Here is a 14,341-nt window from a genome sequence, read left to right on the forward strand (position 1 = left end):
ATCACACCCCCTCCAGCAACCGGTCCGCCTGCGCCCTGGCCTCGGGCGTCACCTCCGCGCCCGACAGCATGCGTGCGATTTCTTCCTGCCGGCCGGCCTCGTCGAGCAGCGCGACGCTGGTCTTGGTGACGGTGCCGTCGCTCGACTTGGCGATCATGTAATGCGTGCGCCCGCGTGCGGCGACCTGGGGGCTGTGGGTGACGGCGAGCAATTGCCCGTCGGCGGAAAGCCGTGCGAGCCTTTCGCCGATTGCGCTCGCCACCGCGCCGCCGACGCCGCGATCGATCTCGTCGAAGATGACCGTCGCCGCCCCGCCCTGTTCGGCCAGCGCGACCTTCAGCGCGAGGATGAAACGCGACAATTCGCCGCCCGAGGCAATCTTGGCAAGCGGCGCGAAAGCGGCACCCGGATTGGTCGCGATGAGGAATTCGACAGCGTCCATCCCCTGCGCGCCCCATTTATCCTCGGGCAATTCGGTGACCGCCGTGCGGAATCGCGCGGCATCGAGCTTGAGCGGGGCAAGTTCGCGCGCGACCGCCTCGTCGAGCCGCAGCGCCGCCGCCACGCGCGCGCCATGCAGTGCCTCTGCCTCGGCGCGGTAGCGCGCGCCCGCATCCTTCGCCGCCGCCTCGAGCGCGTCGAGCTGCGCTTCCCCGCCCTCGATACTTTCGAGCGCGGTGCGCATTTCGCGCATCTTGCGCGGCAATTCGTCGACTTCGCAGCGGTGCTTGCGAGCCAGCGCGCGCAGTTCGAACAGCCGCGTTTCGGCCGCTTCCAGCGCGGCCGGATCATGGACCAGCGCCTCGGCCGCCGAAGCAAGCCGGTCTTCCGCTTCGCCCGCCTCGATCACCGCCCGGTCGAGGCTGGCTAGCGCTTCGGCGAGCAGCGGATGCTCGGGCGCGATCCGGTCGAGTCGCCGCGCCGCAACCCGCAAAGCCGCGAGCGGCGATTCCGAACCTTCCCACAGATGCCGCAACTCCTCGAGATCGCCCGATAGCTTTTCGCCCTTCTGCATGTCCGCCCGCGTTTCGGCGAGGCGAGCTTCCTCGCCTGCCATGGGTTCGAGCGCGGTCAGTTCGGAAAGATGCGCGAGCAGCAGGTCCTGATCGGCCTTGGCCGTCTCCACCGCCTCGCGCGCTTCGGCCAGCGCATCCTCGGCCCTGCGCCAGGTCGTCCAGGCCGCTGCGACCCGCGCGGTATCGGCCCCAGCAAACCGATCGAGCAGCGCACGGTGGCCGCGCGGATTGACGAGCCCGCGATCGTCGTGCTGGCCATGCAGCTCGACGAGATAGCCCGCCATTTCGCGCAGCAGACCGACGCTGACCGACTGGTCGTTGACGAAAGCTTTGCTCTTGCCGTCGGCCTTCAATTGCCGCCGCACGATCAGCGGTTCGCCCTCCTCGATCTCGATATCGGCATCGTCGAGCAGATCGGCCAGACCGCCGGGCAATTGGGCGAATTCGAATGTCGCGGTTACGCTGGCCTTGTCCTCGCCGCCACGCACGAGCCCGCTATCGGCGCGGTTGCCCAGCACCAGACCGAGCGCATCGAGCAGGATCGACTTGCCCGCCCCGGTTTCGCCGGTCAGGACGCCCAGCCCACGCCCGAAAGCCAGGTCGAGCGCCTCGATCAGCACGATGTTGCGAATGGATAGCCGGGTCAGCATGTTTCCGCTTCCTAGCCAAAGCGCAATGTCGAGTCAGCATGTCATCATCGGCAATCGACAAGCTTGGCTACGGACCGATTTGCGCGTCGATTTGTGCAGGTGCGTAAACGCCGAATTAGCATATTGCCCGGATAGTGCTCCCGGTGGACCTGCTTCGCACTTGCACTGGCCTCCTCGGGCCTAGAATTCCCACGCATCTGCGTGAGGATTTCACCCTGCTCACCGCGGAACATATGCACGGCCAGGCGCGTCTCCTGCTCGCCGGATTTATTTTCAGCCTGCCGATGTGCGTTTACGGAGCAAGCGCTGGGGCAGGCCCGTTTATCGCCTATGGTCTGCCCGCGCTGATCTTCGTGCTTTGCGTCACGGGCCTGGTGGCGCTGCGCACCCCGCCCGACCGCGACAAGGGTGGTGAAGAGGCACGGCGGGTCATCAGCCTTGTGTGGAAGCTCAGCCTCACGGCCTCGGTGCTTGGCGGCATCTGGTGTCTGGGAAGCTGGGCGACAGCCCCGGCGGAAACACGCGTGTATTATCCCGCGATCATGTCGCTTGGCGCATTGACCGTCGGGTACTGCCTGATGGCCGCGCGCGGTCTTGGTCCTACCGTATTGCTCATTACGCTGGTGCCCGCCGCGATCGCACTCACCACGACCGGCGAGACAATGGATTTCGTTCTCGCGATTTCGATGATTATAGCCGGTGCGTTTCAGATCACGATGATGAAGCGACACCAGGGCCTGCTTTTGAGCCTGGTCGAGGAACGCCATCAGTCGGCGAAACAGGCGCGCATGGATTTCCTGACCGGGTTGGCCAATCGCCGGGCCTTGATCGAACGCTTCCTCGAGCTTGCCAAAGGTCGGCGGACCTTGCGCCTGATGGTCATCGATATCGACCGATTCAAGGAGATCAACGATCGGCACGGTCACGATGTCGGCGACGACGTACTGCGCGCCTTCGCGCAATTGCTGCGCATCCATGCACGCGGCGAGATTTGCGCAGCGCGGCTGGGCGGCGAGGAATTTGCGCTTTTAGCCCCTGTCGAGGCCCTGGATACGGCCATTGCGCTGCAATTGCTGGTCGAGATTCGCGGCGCCTACATGCCGCATGGCGAGGCCGTCACCGCCAGTATCGGGGTGGCCGAAGGGTCGGCCTCGGAACTGGCGGACTGGACCGTGCTCTACGGACAGGCGGATCGCGCCCTTTATCGGGCCAAGAACGAAGGCCGCAACCGGGCAATGTCCTCGCAAGATGGCGATCTGACGGAGTACGATACAGCCCCCGAACCGCAGGCACGCACGGCCTGAAACTCGCGCTCAGTCGGGAACGACGCCCGCGGCGTGGTCCTGCACCAGCTCGTATGCCTTCTCGTACCATTCATTGCCGGGGTAGTTCGCCCCCAACACGGCAGCGTATTTCACCGCCTCTTCGGGAACACCCAGGGCAAGGCTCGTCTCGGTCAGGCGATAGAGCGCTTCGGGCGCGTGGCTCGTGGTCTCGTAATTGTCGATCACGTTCTGAAAGCGGATTTGCGCCGCGATCCACTTGCCCGAGCGTTCGTAATGGCGGCCGATTTCCATTTCCTTGCCCGCCAGATGGTCGCGGACGAGGTCGATCTTGAGCCGGGCGTCGGTCGCGTAATCGCTGCTGGGAAAACGGCGATTGATCTCGTTCAGCGCGATCAGCGCCTGATCGGTGATCTTCTGGTCGCGCTGTACGTCGCTGATCTGCTCGTAATAGCTGAGCGCGATCAGATAGAAGGCATAGGGCGCATCCTTGTTACCCGGGTGGATTTGCAGGAAGCGCTGCGATGCCTGAATCGCCTTATTGTAATCCTGCGCCACATAATAGCTGAAAGCCCCCATCAACTGGGCACGGCGAGCCCAGGGTGAATAGGGGTGCTGGCGTTCGACTTCGTCGAACAGCGCGGCGGCGAGCTGGGCCTGACCCATGTCGAGCCGGCTCTTGGCCTCCCTGTAAAGCGTTTCCACGTCGCGTGCGACATAGGCGGTATCGCGGGGACCGTTGTCGCGGCCCGCGCATCCGGCGGTGAGGAGCGTCGCACCCGCGAGCGCGGCGCCGAGGATGAGCTTGGTGGATGAGCGGGTCTGGGTCTTCATGGGAAGCAGCCTATAGCCAGCGTCCCGATGAACGCCAAGTGAAGTTCGCGCCGCTGTCCCCGGCCCCGCAGGCGCGCCCTCACCCCGCCGCCGAACGCGGCTCTTCGGTGCTGGCGATCTCGTCCGGCGCATCCCACAGCAAATGGCGGTTATCGAGCATTACGAGGTTCGCGCTGCGGATGACCTCGCCCTTGGTGCGGTATCCGAGCAATTGTTCGGCCTGCGTGTCGGGATTGCCGATCAGCACGCGGAGTTCTTCGGACGTGAAGTCGCTCAACCCGCGGGCACGCTCGATACCCTTGCTGTCGTAGATATGGAGCACGTCGCCGCGGGTGAAATCGCCCGTCATCGAGATCACATCGCTCCGGCGGATCGGTCGGTCACCGCCAAGCGCGGAGGCCGTGGCATCGGCAATCACGATGCTACCGGCCATCTGCAGGCGGTTGGCGATCCAGCTATCCCACCCCGACAGCGGATTGGGGTGCGGCAGGATCTTGGTGGAGCGCCGCATGCCGTTGAGCACATTCGATACAGGGCGATCGGCCTCGCCCTGCGCGATCCAGGTGGTGACACCGGCTTCCTGCGCCATATTGGCGGCCAGCAGCTTGGTTTCCATCCCGCCAGTCCCAAGCGTACTCTTGCCCTTGGTGGCATCCATATACATGCCGACATCCTCGACCTCGGGGACGAACCGGGCCTCGGGATCGTCGGGATTGCGATCATAAAGACCGTCGACGCCGGTGAGGATGACGAAATCGTCCGCGCCGACCATCTGTGCGACTTTCGCCGCAAGCCGGTCGTTGTCGCCGACGCGAATCTCCTCGGTGGTGATCGTATCGTTTTCGTTGACGATCGGGACGACATTGGATTCGAGCAGGCGGTGGACCGTATTGCGCGTATTGAGGAAGCGGCGATGGTCCTCGAAATCGCCCAGTGTCAGCAACACCTGAGCGATCTCGAAGCCGAATTCGTGCCCCACCTGCTTATAGGCATTGAGGAGAAGCGGCATGCCGCAGGCAGCAGCAGCTTGCTTGTCGGAAACCCCGGCGCTCTCGGGCGTTTCCCCGATGATGCGCAAACCGAGCGCGACCGAGCCCGAAGAACAAAGGATTACGCTTGTGCCCTCTGCGCGTAATTGAGCGATGTCTTCCAGCAGACGTTGGAGGAAACCGTAGCGCGGTGTGAGCAGTTCCTGGTTGGCGAGCAGCGCCGAACCGATTTTGACAACGATAGTTCGCCGATCTGTCATGGTATTCGAATGTTACCTTGGGTTGAAATTTACCGAACGCAATGTAGATAGCCCTTGTGCAGTGCACAACCGCAATTTGAAAAATATCCAGGACGAGAGAACTGGTATGTAATTGATACAGTGAAGCGCAAAAAATATATTTAATTGCCTTCTATATTTAAGAAACCACAACAAACAACAGAGGCCTCACCGCCCGGAAACGGATTTTAGTCATAATCAAAACTATTTGTATTGTCGGCTGCGGAAAGATGGGCTCTGCATTATTGTCGCAATGGATGCAAGGCGCCGAGGCGATCACGGTCGTCGATCCTGCCGGGAGCGTTGTCCCCGAGGGTGTGGCGCTGGTTGCCGACCGCGCCGAAATCGCCGATCGCAAATTCGATCTGATCGTCGCGGCGGTGAAACCGCAACTGATCGACGATATCCTTGCCGATTATGCCGATATGCTCGCGCCGGGGGGTTATGTCCTGTCGATCGCGGCGGGCTATTCGGCTGCCCGCCTGTCGTGCCTGATGGGCGATGCGCCGGTCATCCGCACCATGCCCAACCTGCCCGCCGCCATCGGCCGGGGCGTCAGCGGCATCTGCGCCGGCCCCCATGCCGGGGACAAACATATCGCCCATGCCCAGGACTTCATGGGGCGCGCCGGAACCACCGTAACCGTCGACAGCGAAGACAAGCTCGACCGGGTGACCGCAGTGGCCGGATCGGGTCCGGGATATGTCTTCGAAATCGCCCGTGCCTATACCGAAGCCGCCATGGCGCAGGGATTCGACGAGGAGGAGGCCCGCGCGATGGTGCTCGGCACGATCGGCGGCGCAATAGCCATGGCCAGCGAACCGGGCGCGCCCAGCCTTGAGGATTTGCGCAATTCGGTGACCAGCAAGGGCGGCACCACCGCTGCCGGGCTGAATGCGCTCAACGGCGATGGTGGCCTGTCCACCCGCCTGCATGATACGTTGAAGGCAGCCTATGACCGGGCGGTCGAGCTGCGCTAACGCCCAGCGGCTCCCGCCCCGAACGAACAGAATGAGAGAGACCATGACCGACCAGACACTCGACCCGCAAATTCACATTCACGATCTCGGCCAGCGTGCCCGCAAGGCCGCGCGCGGGCTGCTGTCTGCCGGGACTCAGGCGAAAAACACCGCCCTGCGCGAAGCTGCCAGGGCGCTGCGCAGCCGCATCGGCGAACTGCTCGAGGCCAATGGACAGGACGTGAAGAGTGTCGAGGGAAAGAAGCCCGAGAGCTTTATCGACCGCCTCCGCCTGACCGAGGACCGCATCGAGGGCATGGCGGGCGCGCTGGAGGAAATCGCCGAACTTCCCGATCCCGTGGGCCGCCAGCTCGCGAGTTTCGAACGGCCCAACGGCCTGACCATCGAACGCGTTGCCGTGCCCATCGGCGTGATCGGCATGATCTACGAATCGCGCCCCAATGTCGGCGCCGATGCCAGCGCGCTGTGCCTGAAAAGCGGCAATGCGGTGATCCTGCGCGGCGGCAGCGAAAGCCGCCATTCGACCCGCGTGATTGTCGAATGCATGCGCGCCGGGCTGAAGGCCGCCGACCTGCCCGAAGATGCGGTGCAGACCGTCCAGACCACCGACCGCGATGCCGTCGCCGCCTTGCTCAAGGCCGATGAATTCGTCGACCTCGTGATCCCGCGCGGCGGGCGCGGCCTCGTCGAACTGGTGCGCGACCAGGCAAGCGTGCCCACGCTCCTCCACCTCGACGGCAATTGCCACAGCTATGTCCATGAAGCGGCCGACATCGACAAGGCGGTCAAGGTCATCCGCAATGCCAAGCTGCGCCGCACCGGCGTATGCGGGGCGACCGAAAGCGTGGTGGTCGACCGTGCCGTGGCTCAGGCCTTCATCCCCAAATTCGCCGACGCCATGGCGGGCGATTGCGAATTGCGCGGCGATACCGATGCGGTCGCGATCGACGACCGGCTCAAGCCCGCGAGCGAAGAGGACTGGCACACCGAATATCTCGATCCCATCGCCAGCGTGAAGGTGGTCGGCGGGCTCGCCGAAGCCATCGCCTGGGTCGAGGAGTATTCGAGCCACCACACCGATGCCATCCTAACCGAGGACGCCGATGCCGCGCGCGCATTCATGACGAGCATCGACAGCGCCATCGTGATGCACAATGCCAGCACCCAGTTCGCCGATGGCGGCGAATTCGGCATGGGCGCGGAAATCGGCATCGCGACGGGCAAGATGCACGCGCGCGGCCCGGTCGGGCTCGAACAATTGTGCAGCTTCAAATATCTCGTCCACGGCGATGGGCAGACGCGGGATTAGTTTGCGTTTCGCACCCACCTCCGTGGATGCGTCCTCGCTAGACGTGCAGCAAGCTGCACCCGCTGCGGGCGGGCGGTCGCCCTTGCGACCCTGCGGGCCGTAGGACTAAGCTAACCGCTAAACTTTCCTACTCGGGCCGAATCTGCTCCACGCTCGGGGATGGAAGAAACCAGAAAGCATCCGACCGCAGGGAGGCAAGCGCGACCACGCGCCCGCAGCGGAATCGAAGCGACAGCGAAGATGGCCGAAGGCCACCCGCCCGGGGGGCGTGAGAACGAGGATATCGCGCCCGCGGAGGCGGGTGCGCAAGACACAGACTCGCGCGCCTCACCCCCCTCATCCCTCCTCGTTTTCACCCCGGTCCCGCGACAGCGCATGCGGCGCGGCGGGTGGAGCGCCGAGCGCCAGCGCCAATTCATCGAACTGCTCGCCGAAACCGGATCGGTGCGCGCCGCCTGTCGCCGCTTGGGCGTGGGCGAGCACCATATCTACAAGCTGCGCAACCACCCGGAGGCCGCCAGCTTCCGCAAGGCATGGGAGGCCGCGCTCGATCTGGGCATCGCGCGGATCGAGGACGTCGCCATGGACCGCGCGCTGAACGGCGTGGAGGAGCCGGTCTATCACCGCGGCGAACTGGTCGGCACGCGGCGCGCCTACAACGACCGCCTGCTGATGTTCATGCTGAGAAACCGCGCGCCCGAACGCTTTGCGGAAGGCAAGCCCAGGGCCATGAACGCAGTCGACAAGATGGAGCTCGCCCGCCTGAAAGCCCAGTGGCGCAAGGAGTGGGAGAAGGAATGGGGCGCCCGCCAGCTCGAGCAGGAAAGCATCACCATCGCCTCGATCAACGCCAAGATCGACGCGATGCGCGAGAAATCGGACAAGCTCGCCAGCCCCGAAGTGCGCGCCGCGCGCGAGGCCTATGACGCGGCGGTGGCCCGCGACCGCGAGGAGGATTACAGCCCCTGGCACGATCCCCGCCACGAACTCTACAACCCCGCCCTCACCAGCCGCGGCGCGCGCATACCGGTGTCGGACGATACGCAAGCCGACGCCGCCAAAGGCGCCCCCTTCCCCCTCTACGACACGCAGGAGGAAGCCGACGCCGCCGGGATGGTCTTCAACGGAGCAATGCTACCGCCGCCCGAGGAAGAGGCGGAGGGAGAGAAGCCGGAGAACCCGCGCTGGCGGTCGATCAAGGACGATGGGTGGGATTGAAGCTTGAGGATCGATGATCAGCGGGCTGAATAGATCACGCTCTTTCAAATGATAGAGCTTTGTCATCTGATCTTTGAACTCTGCTTGACCACCGTAACTCGGATGACGAATCTTTATGATGGGCAGTTCGATATTCAATCTAATCAAAGTGTTGAATGAATCGTTTCCGATGCCAATCAAACGGCGTGGCCGCAAAAGTTCGATTAGCCTTTCCAACAAGACGCCACCAGCTTTTCGTTCCATGGCTGTATGCGCACGATTAGAGAATGGGTTGTTTGGTTCGTGAGGGTGCAATGGAAAAACATTCCAGAGAAAAACCGGTGCCTCGACCCGTGAAAGAATATCCCACACCGCGGTAGCCGTGCGCTCCGGCATTAACTTTCCACTGGTTGGACGAGGCATTTCAATTTGCCACCGCGCCAAATGATCATGAAAATGAACATCGTCCGTAAGAGCAAGGCCGGTGCGTCTACCACCTCTGTGACCGAGATCACGACCAACCCAAATCGCATCTAATTGACGACTTTCCGCTCTTTCAAGCATCTTCGAAAGTATACGCTCTCGAAATACCGGTGCCCCGTCTGCGTCAAAATATCGGCACTTCTCGCGATAGGGGTTGAAGGTATTCTCAAAAGTTAGCGCTTTTAGTTTCTTAATGAATTCCACTCGGCTCATCGGCATCCCCCTTAGCGAGGGGCTTATACTCGATCGTGCGATTCGCACGATCCCCGACAACCACACCACCTCCATTTTTGCGGACTTTGCGGAACACCGCATATCCATCCAAAATTGCTCGCTCCCAAAGGCTGAGAGGGCATTCTTGAACTTCGTAGCCCCTTACAAAGCCTTCGACTGTTTTAAGCATATCGAACGATACGCGATCTTGTCCTTCGAAAAACTCTAGATCCTTCGCACGGGAAAATATCCACGCAGTCAAACCTTCCTCGACTACGATTGCACGCCCACTATCTTGTGCTTCATCAAAGTCGGGCACGCTTTTTCGCTTCTGCTTAATCAATGCACGCATAACAGGCGACCAGTGCAGGATTGCCGCATGCGCAAAATGAAAAACGTCATGGAAACGATAACCGTCTGGATCGCCGATATTGTCCGTGAGAGGGTCCCCGATAAACACGTTGTTCCATCGAAGATAGCTTCTACCGGTGGCGCGCTCCCGGATTTCTATCTCAAATTTCTCGGGTAGCTGCTCCTCTTCAAGAAAACCGCTGTCGAACATAGGTAGATGGGCTGAGTTTGGTGCTACAAAACGGCCAACTGTTTTCTTAAGGTTTGATCTCGCGATTTGCGCAAAAGAGAGCTGAGCCACCTCCAGCGCTTTAAGGTAGTGGTCAACAAAATCCACAAGTAGTGGTTTTGGATCGTTCGCCTCTTCTCCGATCACCAATAGATTTGCCGCAGCTTGACCCAAAGAAAGTAGGGCATCATCAATAGCCCGCACGACTTTTGGCGAAATTATCCGCGATATCGAACCCGTTGTGAGATCGCTTGCAGCGATGACCGAAGTGTATCCAGTGCCAGAAATTACCTCAGCGAAGATTTCCTCGAGATTGATTTCGACGCGGCGGCATACAGCTGCGAGATACCACAAAGTATCGCCAAACTCCTCCTCGACCGCTAATTGATATCCGTAATAAGCGTTACCCTCACGATGATGCTTCTTTGCGGTCGCCATTATTCCACCGACCTCGCCAAAAAGACCGAACAGGACCGGTCTGATGTCTGACTTCATACCGTCTGTGGCTGCAATTTTTTGGATGTAATCGGCCAGAAGGAACGTCCCGCTATCTGAATTCTCACTCATCCAAAGACCTCCCAAACCCTTTTGCCGTGTCGTCGCTATTGACAACATGAGCTTAAATATCAATGTTCCGACTTTGTTCAACCGGAGTTTACGATGAAAAAGGCGTGTGTGTTTGCAATCGAGGGACAAGCCAATCCGGCAAGCTTTATAAAAGAGCTTGGATCAAAGGGCTATGCTGTGGAATTGATCGAGCTCGAGTTGGCGCAATTTAACGAATACAGAAACTGTGATCCAATCAATCTGCCAGACAATATTCGTTCAAAAATTGAATCAGCAGATTTAGTGATTTTCTATTTGTCAGAAGCCTTCCTCGATGATGATGGTTTCGAGGGTCTAGCCCAGTGTGCCGCAGGTGCTGGAGCTGACATCCTCGGCGTTTGGCCTTCTGGCGTGGGCGTTCAGGAACTACCTAAGACTATTACTGATTTTGGTGCGAGTGTCGTGAGTGAAGATAGTGCGAAATTGGATTCGGCACTTTCAGGCGAGGAAGACCAATGGGAGTTACCAGACCAGTCGCCAGCGGAAAGCGCTGACAAAGAACACCAAAAGAAGTGCTGAAAAGAGTTGCGTGTTTTTTCCTATCTCGTGGCTAGAGATTGGGGGTTTGCCCCGAATCCTTTCTATGGATACTGCACGTTAGCCTGCTGTAAGCCAACGATCCGTCGCGTGGCAGGTGTGGGTGATCTAATTGTTGGATGCGGAACGTCAGGAAATAATTTGCGCGGCCATCTTATTTTCATGATGCGGGTCACTGAAAAGTTGGACTTTGCCAACTATTGGCACGACCCCCGCTTCGAACGAAAGAAACCGAGGCTCGACGCAAGTAAATTGGCCTTCTACGGGGACAATATTTACGAACCTAAAGGTCAAGGATACTCGCAACATTTTTCACATCATAGCCTTTCCGATGGGTCGCAGAACGACTACAATCTTGAGAAAGATACCGGCGCAGATCATGTTCTGATCTCCGACGACTTCGTCTATTTTGGTTCCAGCGCGCCCTCAATCCCTGCGCATCTGCGTGATTTCGAGGGAGTCGATTTATGTCCACCTACGCAAGGCCACATCAGTGAGAAAATATTCACGGAAATGGCCGAAGCCGTATCGGAGTATTTTGAGACACTAAAAGGGTCTAAGATCCGGGGACGCCAAAAAATTGGTAACGTTCAACAAAAAACTCATCTTATTCCGCGCATTTGTACGGTTTGCCAGCGGTTGAGCACCGGCATGCCTAATGGAAGGAACAATCACTCCTCCCCCATCCGCAGGGCAGCAATAAACGCTTCCTGCGGAATGCTCACATTGCCATACTCGCGCATCCTTGCCTTGCCCTTCTTCTGCTTTTCCAACAGCTTTTTCTTGCGCGTGATGTCGCCGCCGTAGCATTGGGCGGTGACGTCCTTGCGCCGCGCGGCGATCATCTCGCGGGCGATGATCTTGCCGCCGATCGCGGCCTGCGTTTGATCACCTTTTACGCACACTTGATATATATTGTTTACGCATATAGATGTGTCGTATGATCAATCAGTTTATCGATGAGCGCCGGGTTCCGCGCAAGCGCACCAGCATGACGATCCGTCCGGATTACCTGCAAAGAGCGAAGGAGCTGGGAATCAATACGTCGGCAGCGGCCGAACAAGGCGTTGGCGACGCCATTCATAAGGCCGAAACTGCCAAGTGGATCGAGGAGAACAGGGAAGCCATTGAAACGACAAATGATTGGGTCGCAGCAAACGAGCTTCCGCTTGCAGGGAAGCGCCTGTTTTAGTGTCCCGGTTCGATGTCTTCCGCATGAAGGATGGCGGAACTCTGGTGGTCGCCTGTCAGGCGGGCATCCTAGATGATCTCAACACAAGGGTCGTCATCCCTCTGCTCCCGCAATCCGAAGCACCCAAGCCCGCGCGCAACCTGAACCCCGTATTTGATTTTGAGGGTGGCCGGTTTGTGTTGATGACGCAGCTTCTATCGGCGGTCAAAATGCGTGAATTGGGGAAGAAAGCAGGTTCTCTCGAGAGTGAAGAGCGGGCGATTATCAACGCACTGGATTTCCTGCTGACCGGGGTGTGATCCCTACTCCTCCCCCATCCGCAGCGCGGCGATGAAGGCTTCCTGCGGGATGCTCACATTGCCATACTCGCGCATCCGCGCCTTGCCCTTCTTCTGCTTCTCCAGCAGCTTTTTCTTACGCGTGATGTCGCCGCCATAGCACTTTGCCGTCACGTCCTTGCGCAGGGCGGCGATGGTTTCGCGGGCGATGATCTTGCCGCCGATCGCGGCCTGGATCGGGATCTTGAACAGATGGCGCGGGATGAGATCTTTCAGCCGCTCGCACATGCCGCGGCCGCGCTCTTCCGCCACGGAGCGGTGGACGATCAGTGATAGCGCGTCGACCGGCTCGTTATTGACCAGGATGTTCATCTTCACGAGGTCGCCTTCGCGCAGGCCGATCTGCTCGTAATCGAAGCTGGCATAGCCGCGGCTGATCGATTTGAGGCGGTCGTAAAAGTCGAACACCACCTCGTTCAGCGGCAGCTCGTAGCTCACCTGCGCGCGTCCGCCCACGTAAGTGAGGTCGGTCCGGATGCCGCGGCGGTCCTGGCACAGCTTGAGGATCGCGCCGAGATATTCGTCGGGCGTGTAGATCACCGCCTTGATCCACGGTTCCTCCACCGTCTCGATCCGGTTGACGTCGGGCCAGTCGGCGGGGTTGTGGATGTCGACGACCTTGGCGTCCTCGGTCTTGGTGTGGGCGAGGTGGACGCGGTAGACCACGGAAGGTGCCGTGGTGATGAGGTCGAGATCGTATTCGCGGCTGAGGCGTTCCTGGATGATTTCCAGGTGCAGCAGGCCGAGGAAACCGGCGCGGAAGCCGAAGCCCAGCGCGGCGCTGCTTTCCATTTCGTAGCTGAAGCTGGCATCGTTGAGGCGCAGCTTGCCGATGCTTTCGCGCAGCTTTTCGAAATCGGCGGCGTCGACCGGGAAGAGGCCGCAGAAGACCACGGGCTGGACTTCCTTATAGCCGGCGAGCGCCTTTTCCGCCCCGCCCTTCACCGTGGTGATGGTGTCGCCGACGCGGGCCTGTTCGACTTCCTTGATCTGCGCGGTGATGAAGCCGATTTCGCCGGGGCCGAGTTCGGGCAAATCGGTGCGCTTGGGGGTGAAGCAGCCGACGCGGTCGATCAAATGCTGCGTGCCGCCCTGCATGAACTTGACGTTCAGCCCCTTGGTGATGACCCCGTCCATCACGCGCACCAGGATGACGACGCCGAGATAGGGGTCGTACCATGAGTCGACGAGCATGGCTTTCAGCGGGGCGTCGCGGTCGCCCGTGGGGGGCGGGATGCGCTTGACCAGGGCCTCGAGCGTTTCCTCGATGCCGATGCCGGACTTGGCCGATGTGAGGACGGCGCCGCCTTCCTCCCACGCCCCGGTGGCCTCGATGCCGACGATTTCCTCGATTTCCTCCGCCACGCGCTCGGGTTCGGCGGCGGGGAGGTCGATCTTGTTGATGACGGGGACGATCTCGTGATCGTGCTCGATCGACTGGTAGACATTGGCGAGAGTCTGCGCCTCGACGCCCTGGGCTGCGTCCACCACCAGCAGCGCGCCTTCGCAGGCGGCGAGGGAGCGGGAGACTTCATAGGCGAAGTCGACATGGCCGGGCGTGTCCATGAGGTTGAGTTCGTAGGTCTCGCCATCGCGGGCGGTGTAGTCGAGGCGCACGGTCTGCGCCTTGATGGTGATGCCGCGCTCCTTCTCGATGTCCATGTTATCAAGCACTTGCTCGGACATCTCGCGCTCGGTCAGGCCGCCGCAGTGCTGGATCAGCCGGTCGGCCAGCGTGGATTTGCCATGGTCGATATGCGCGATGATGGAAAAATTGCGGATCTTGGAAAGGTCAGTCATTGCGAGCGCCCTTTAGCCGCACTCAAACCGCCTGTCAGCTAGCAAAGCGCGCCCGG

The 14,341-nt window shown here is 60.3% G+C and carries 13 protein-coding genes and 2 pseudogenes; 8 read left to right on the top strand and 7 right to left on the bottom strand.

Annotated features, from left to right (window positions below; translation table 11 throughout):
* Nucleotide 1: 1 nt before the first annotated feature.
* Nucleotides 2–1,666 carry a DNA repair protein RecN gene (gene recN / locus DVR09_RS10800; protein ID WP_115416932.1) on the bottom strand — a complete coding sequence of 555 codons (1,665 nt, stop codon included), beginning with the start codon at nucleotides 1,664–1,666 and terminating at the stop codon, nucleotides 2–4.
* A 143-nt stretch (nucleotides 1,667–1,809) separates the two neighbouring features.
* Between recN and DVR09_RS10805 the strand changes: the two genes are divergently transcribed.
* Nucleotides 1,810–2,970 (top strand): GGDEF domain-containing protein, encoded by a 1,161-nt coding sequence (locus DVR09_RS10805; protein ID WP_162814942.1) that lies wholly within the window; start codon nucleotides 1,810–1,812, stop codon nucleotides 2,968–2,970.
* Between the two features lie 9 nt (nucleotides 2,971–2,979).
* On the opposite strand, the gene DVR09_RS10810 is transcribed toward DVR09_RS10805, so the two are convergent.
* Together DVR09_RS10810 and proB are read right to left on the bottom strand one after the other, a co-directional pair.
* Complete coding sequence (locus tag DVR09_RS10810) at nucleotides 2,980–3,783, bottom strand: outer membrane protein assembly factor BamD (RefSeq protein ID WP_115416934.1); 804 nt, start codon at nucleotides 3,781–3,783, stop codon at nucleotides 2,980–2,982.
* A gap of 79 nt (nucleotides 3,784–3,862) precedes the next feature.
* Nucleotides 3,863–5,032, bottom strand: coding sequence for a glutamate 5-kinase (proB, locus tag DVR09_RS10815; protein WP_115416935.1), 1,170 nt, complete (start codon nucleotides 5,030–5,032; stop codon nucleotides 3,863–3,865).
* Between the two features lie 248 nt (nucleotides 5,033–5,280).
* Here proB and DVR09_RS10820 point away from each other — a divergent pair, with 248 nt between their 5' ends.
* The 3 genes from DVR09_RS10820 (at nucleotide 5,281) to DVR09_RS10830 (ending at nucleotide 8,557) form a co-directional block, all read left to right on the top strand.
* Entirely contained in the window at nucleotides 5,281–6,030 is a 750-nt protein-coding gene (locus tag DVR09_RS10820; RefSeq protein WP_115416936.1) for a pyrroline-5-carboxylate reductase family protein, read from the top strand.
* A 31-nt stretch (nucleotides 6,031–6,061) separates the two neighbouring features.
* Nucleotides 6,062–7,339: a glutamate-5-semialdehyde dehydrogenase gene (locus DVR09_RS10825; protein WP_435867795.1), complete on the top strand. Its 1,278-nt coding sequence runs from the start codon at nucleotides 6,062–6,064 to the stop codon at nucleotides 7,337–7,339.
* Between the two features lie 240 nt (nucleotides 7,340–7,579).
* The gene (locus tag DVR09_RS10830; protein WP_162814943.1) at nucleotides 7,580–8,557 is read left to right on the top strand and encodes a hypothetical protein; all 978 of its coding nucleotides are present in this window, start codon (nucleotides 7,580–7,582) and stop codon (nucleotides 8,555–8,557) included.
* Here DVR09_RS10830 and DVR09_RS10835 read toward each other — a convergent pair.
* Entirely contained in the window at nucleotides 8,474–9,232 is a 759-nt protein-coding gene (locus tag DVR09_RS10835) for a uracil-DNA glycosylase (RefSeq protein ID WP_199798571.1), read from the bottom strand. The genes DVR09_RS10830 and DVR09_RS10835 overlap by 84 nt on opposite strands.
* Entirely contained in the window at nucleotides 9,210–10,379 is a 1,170-nt protein-coding gene (locus DVR09_RS10840) for a nucleoside triphosphate pyrophosphohydrolase family protein (protein WP_115416940.1), read from the bottom strand. Before DVR09_RS10840 ends, DVR09_RS10835 begins: the two co-directional genes overlap by 23 nt.
* Before the next feature lie 93 nt (nucleotides 10,380–10,472).
* On the opposite strand from DVR09_RS10840, the gene DVR09_RS10845 reads away from it, so the two are divergent.
* Nucleotides 10,473–10,937: a hypothetical protein gene (locus DVR09_RS10845; RefSeq protein WP_162814944.1), complete on the top strand. Its 465-nt coding sequence runs from the start codon at nucleotides 10,473–10,475 to the stop codon at nucleotides 10,935–10,937.
* Nucleotides 10,938–10,964: 27 nt separating this feature from the next.
* Nucleotides 10,965–11,450: pseudogene (locus tag DVR09_RS17930) on the top strand (Nmad2 family putative nucleotide modification protein); the annotation flags it as partial.
* Nucleotides 11,451–11,626: 176 nt separating this feature from the next.
* On the opposite strand, the pseudogene DVR09_RS10850 reads toward DVR09_RS17930, so the two are convergent.
* Nucleotides 11,627–11,836 (bottom strand): annotated as a pseudogene (locus tag DVR09_RS10850) (elongation factor 4); the annotation flags it as partial.
* A 59-nt stretch (nucleotides 11,837–11,895) separates the two neighbouring features.
* On the opposite strand from DVR09_RS10850, the gene DVR09_RS10855 reads away from it, so the two are divergent.
* Nucleotides 11,896–12,147: a type II toxin-antitoxin system CcdA family antitoxin gene (locus DVR09_RS10855; RefSeq protein WP_115416942.1), complete on the top strand. Its 252-nt coding sequence runs from the start codon at nucleotides 11,896–11,898 to the stop codon at nucleotides 12,145–12,147.
* Nucleotides 12,147–12,446, top strand: a complete 300-nt coding sequence (locus DVR09_RS10860; RefSeq protein WP_115416943.1) for a CcdB family protein — start codon at nucleotides 12,147–12,149, stop codon at nucleotides 12,444–12,446. Before DVR09_RS10855 ends, DVR09_RS10860 begins: the two co-directional genes overlap by 1 nt.
* 3 nt (nucleotides 12,447–12,449) lie before the next feature.
* Here DVR09_RS10860 and lepA read toward each other — a convergent pair whose 3' ends face one another.
* Nucleotides 12,450–14,285, bottom strand: a complete 1,836-nt coding sequence (gene lepA, locus DVR09_RS10865) for a translation elongation factor 4 (protein WP_115416944.1) — start codon at nucleotides 14,283–14,285, stop codon at nucleotides 12,450–12,452.
* Nucleotides 14,286–14,341: the final 56 nt, after the last annotated feature.

This window comes from Erythrobacter aureus (assembly GCF_003355455.1).
Taxonomy (GTDB): domain Bacteria; phylum Pseudomonadota; class Alphaproteobacteria; order Sphingomonadales; family Sphingomonadaceae; genus Qipengyuania; species Qipengyuania aurea.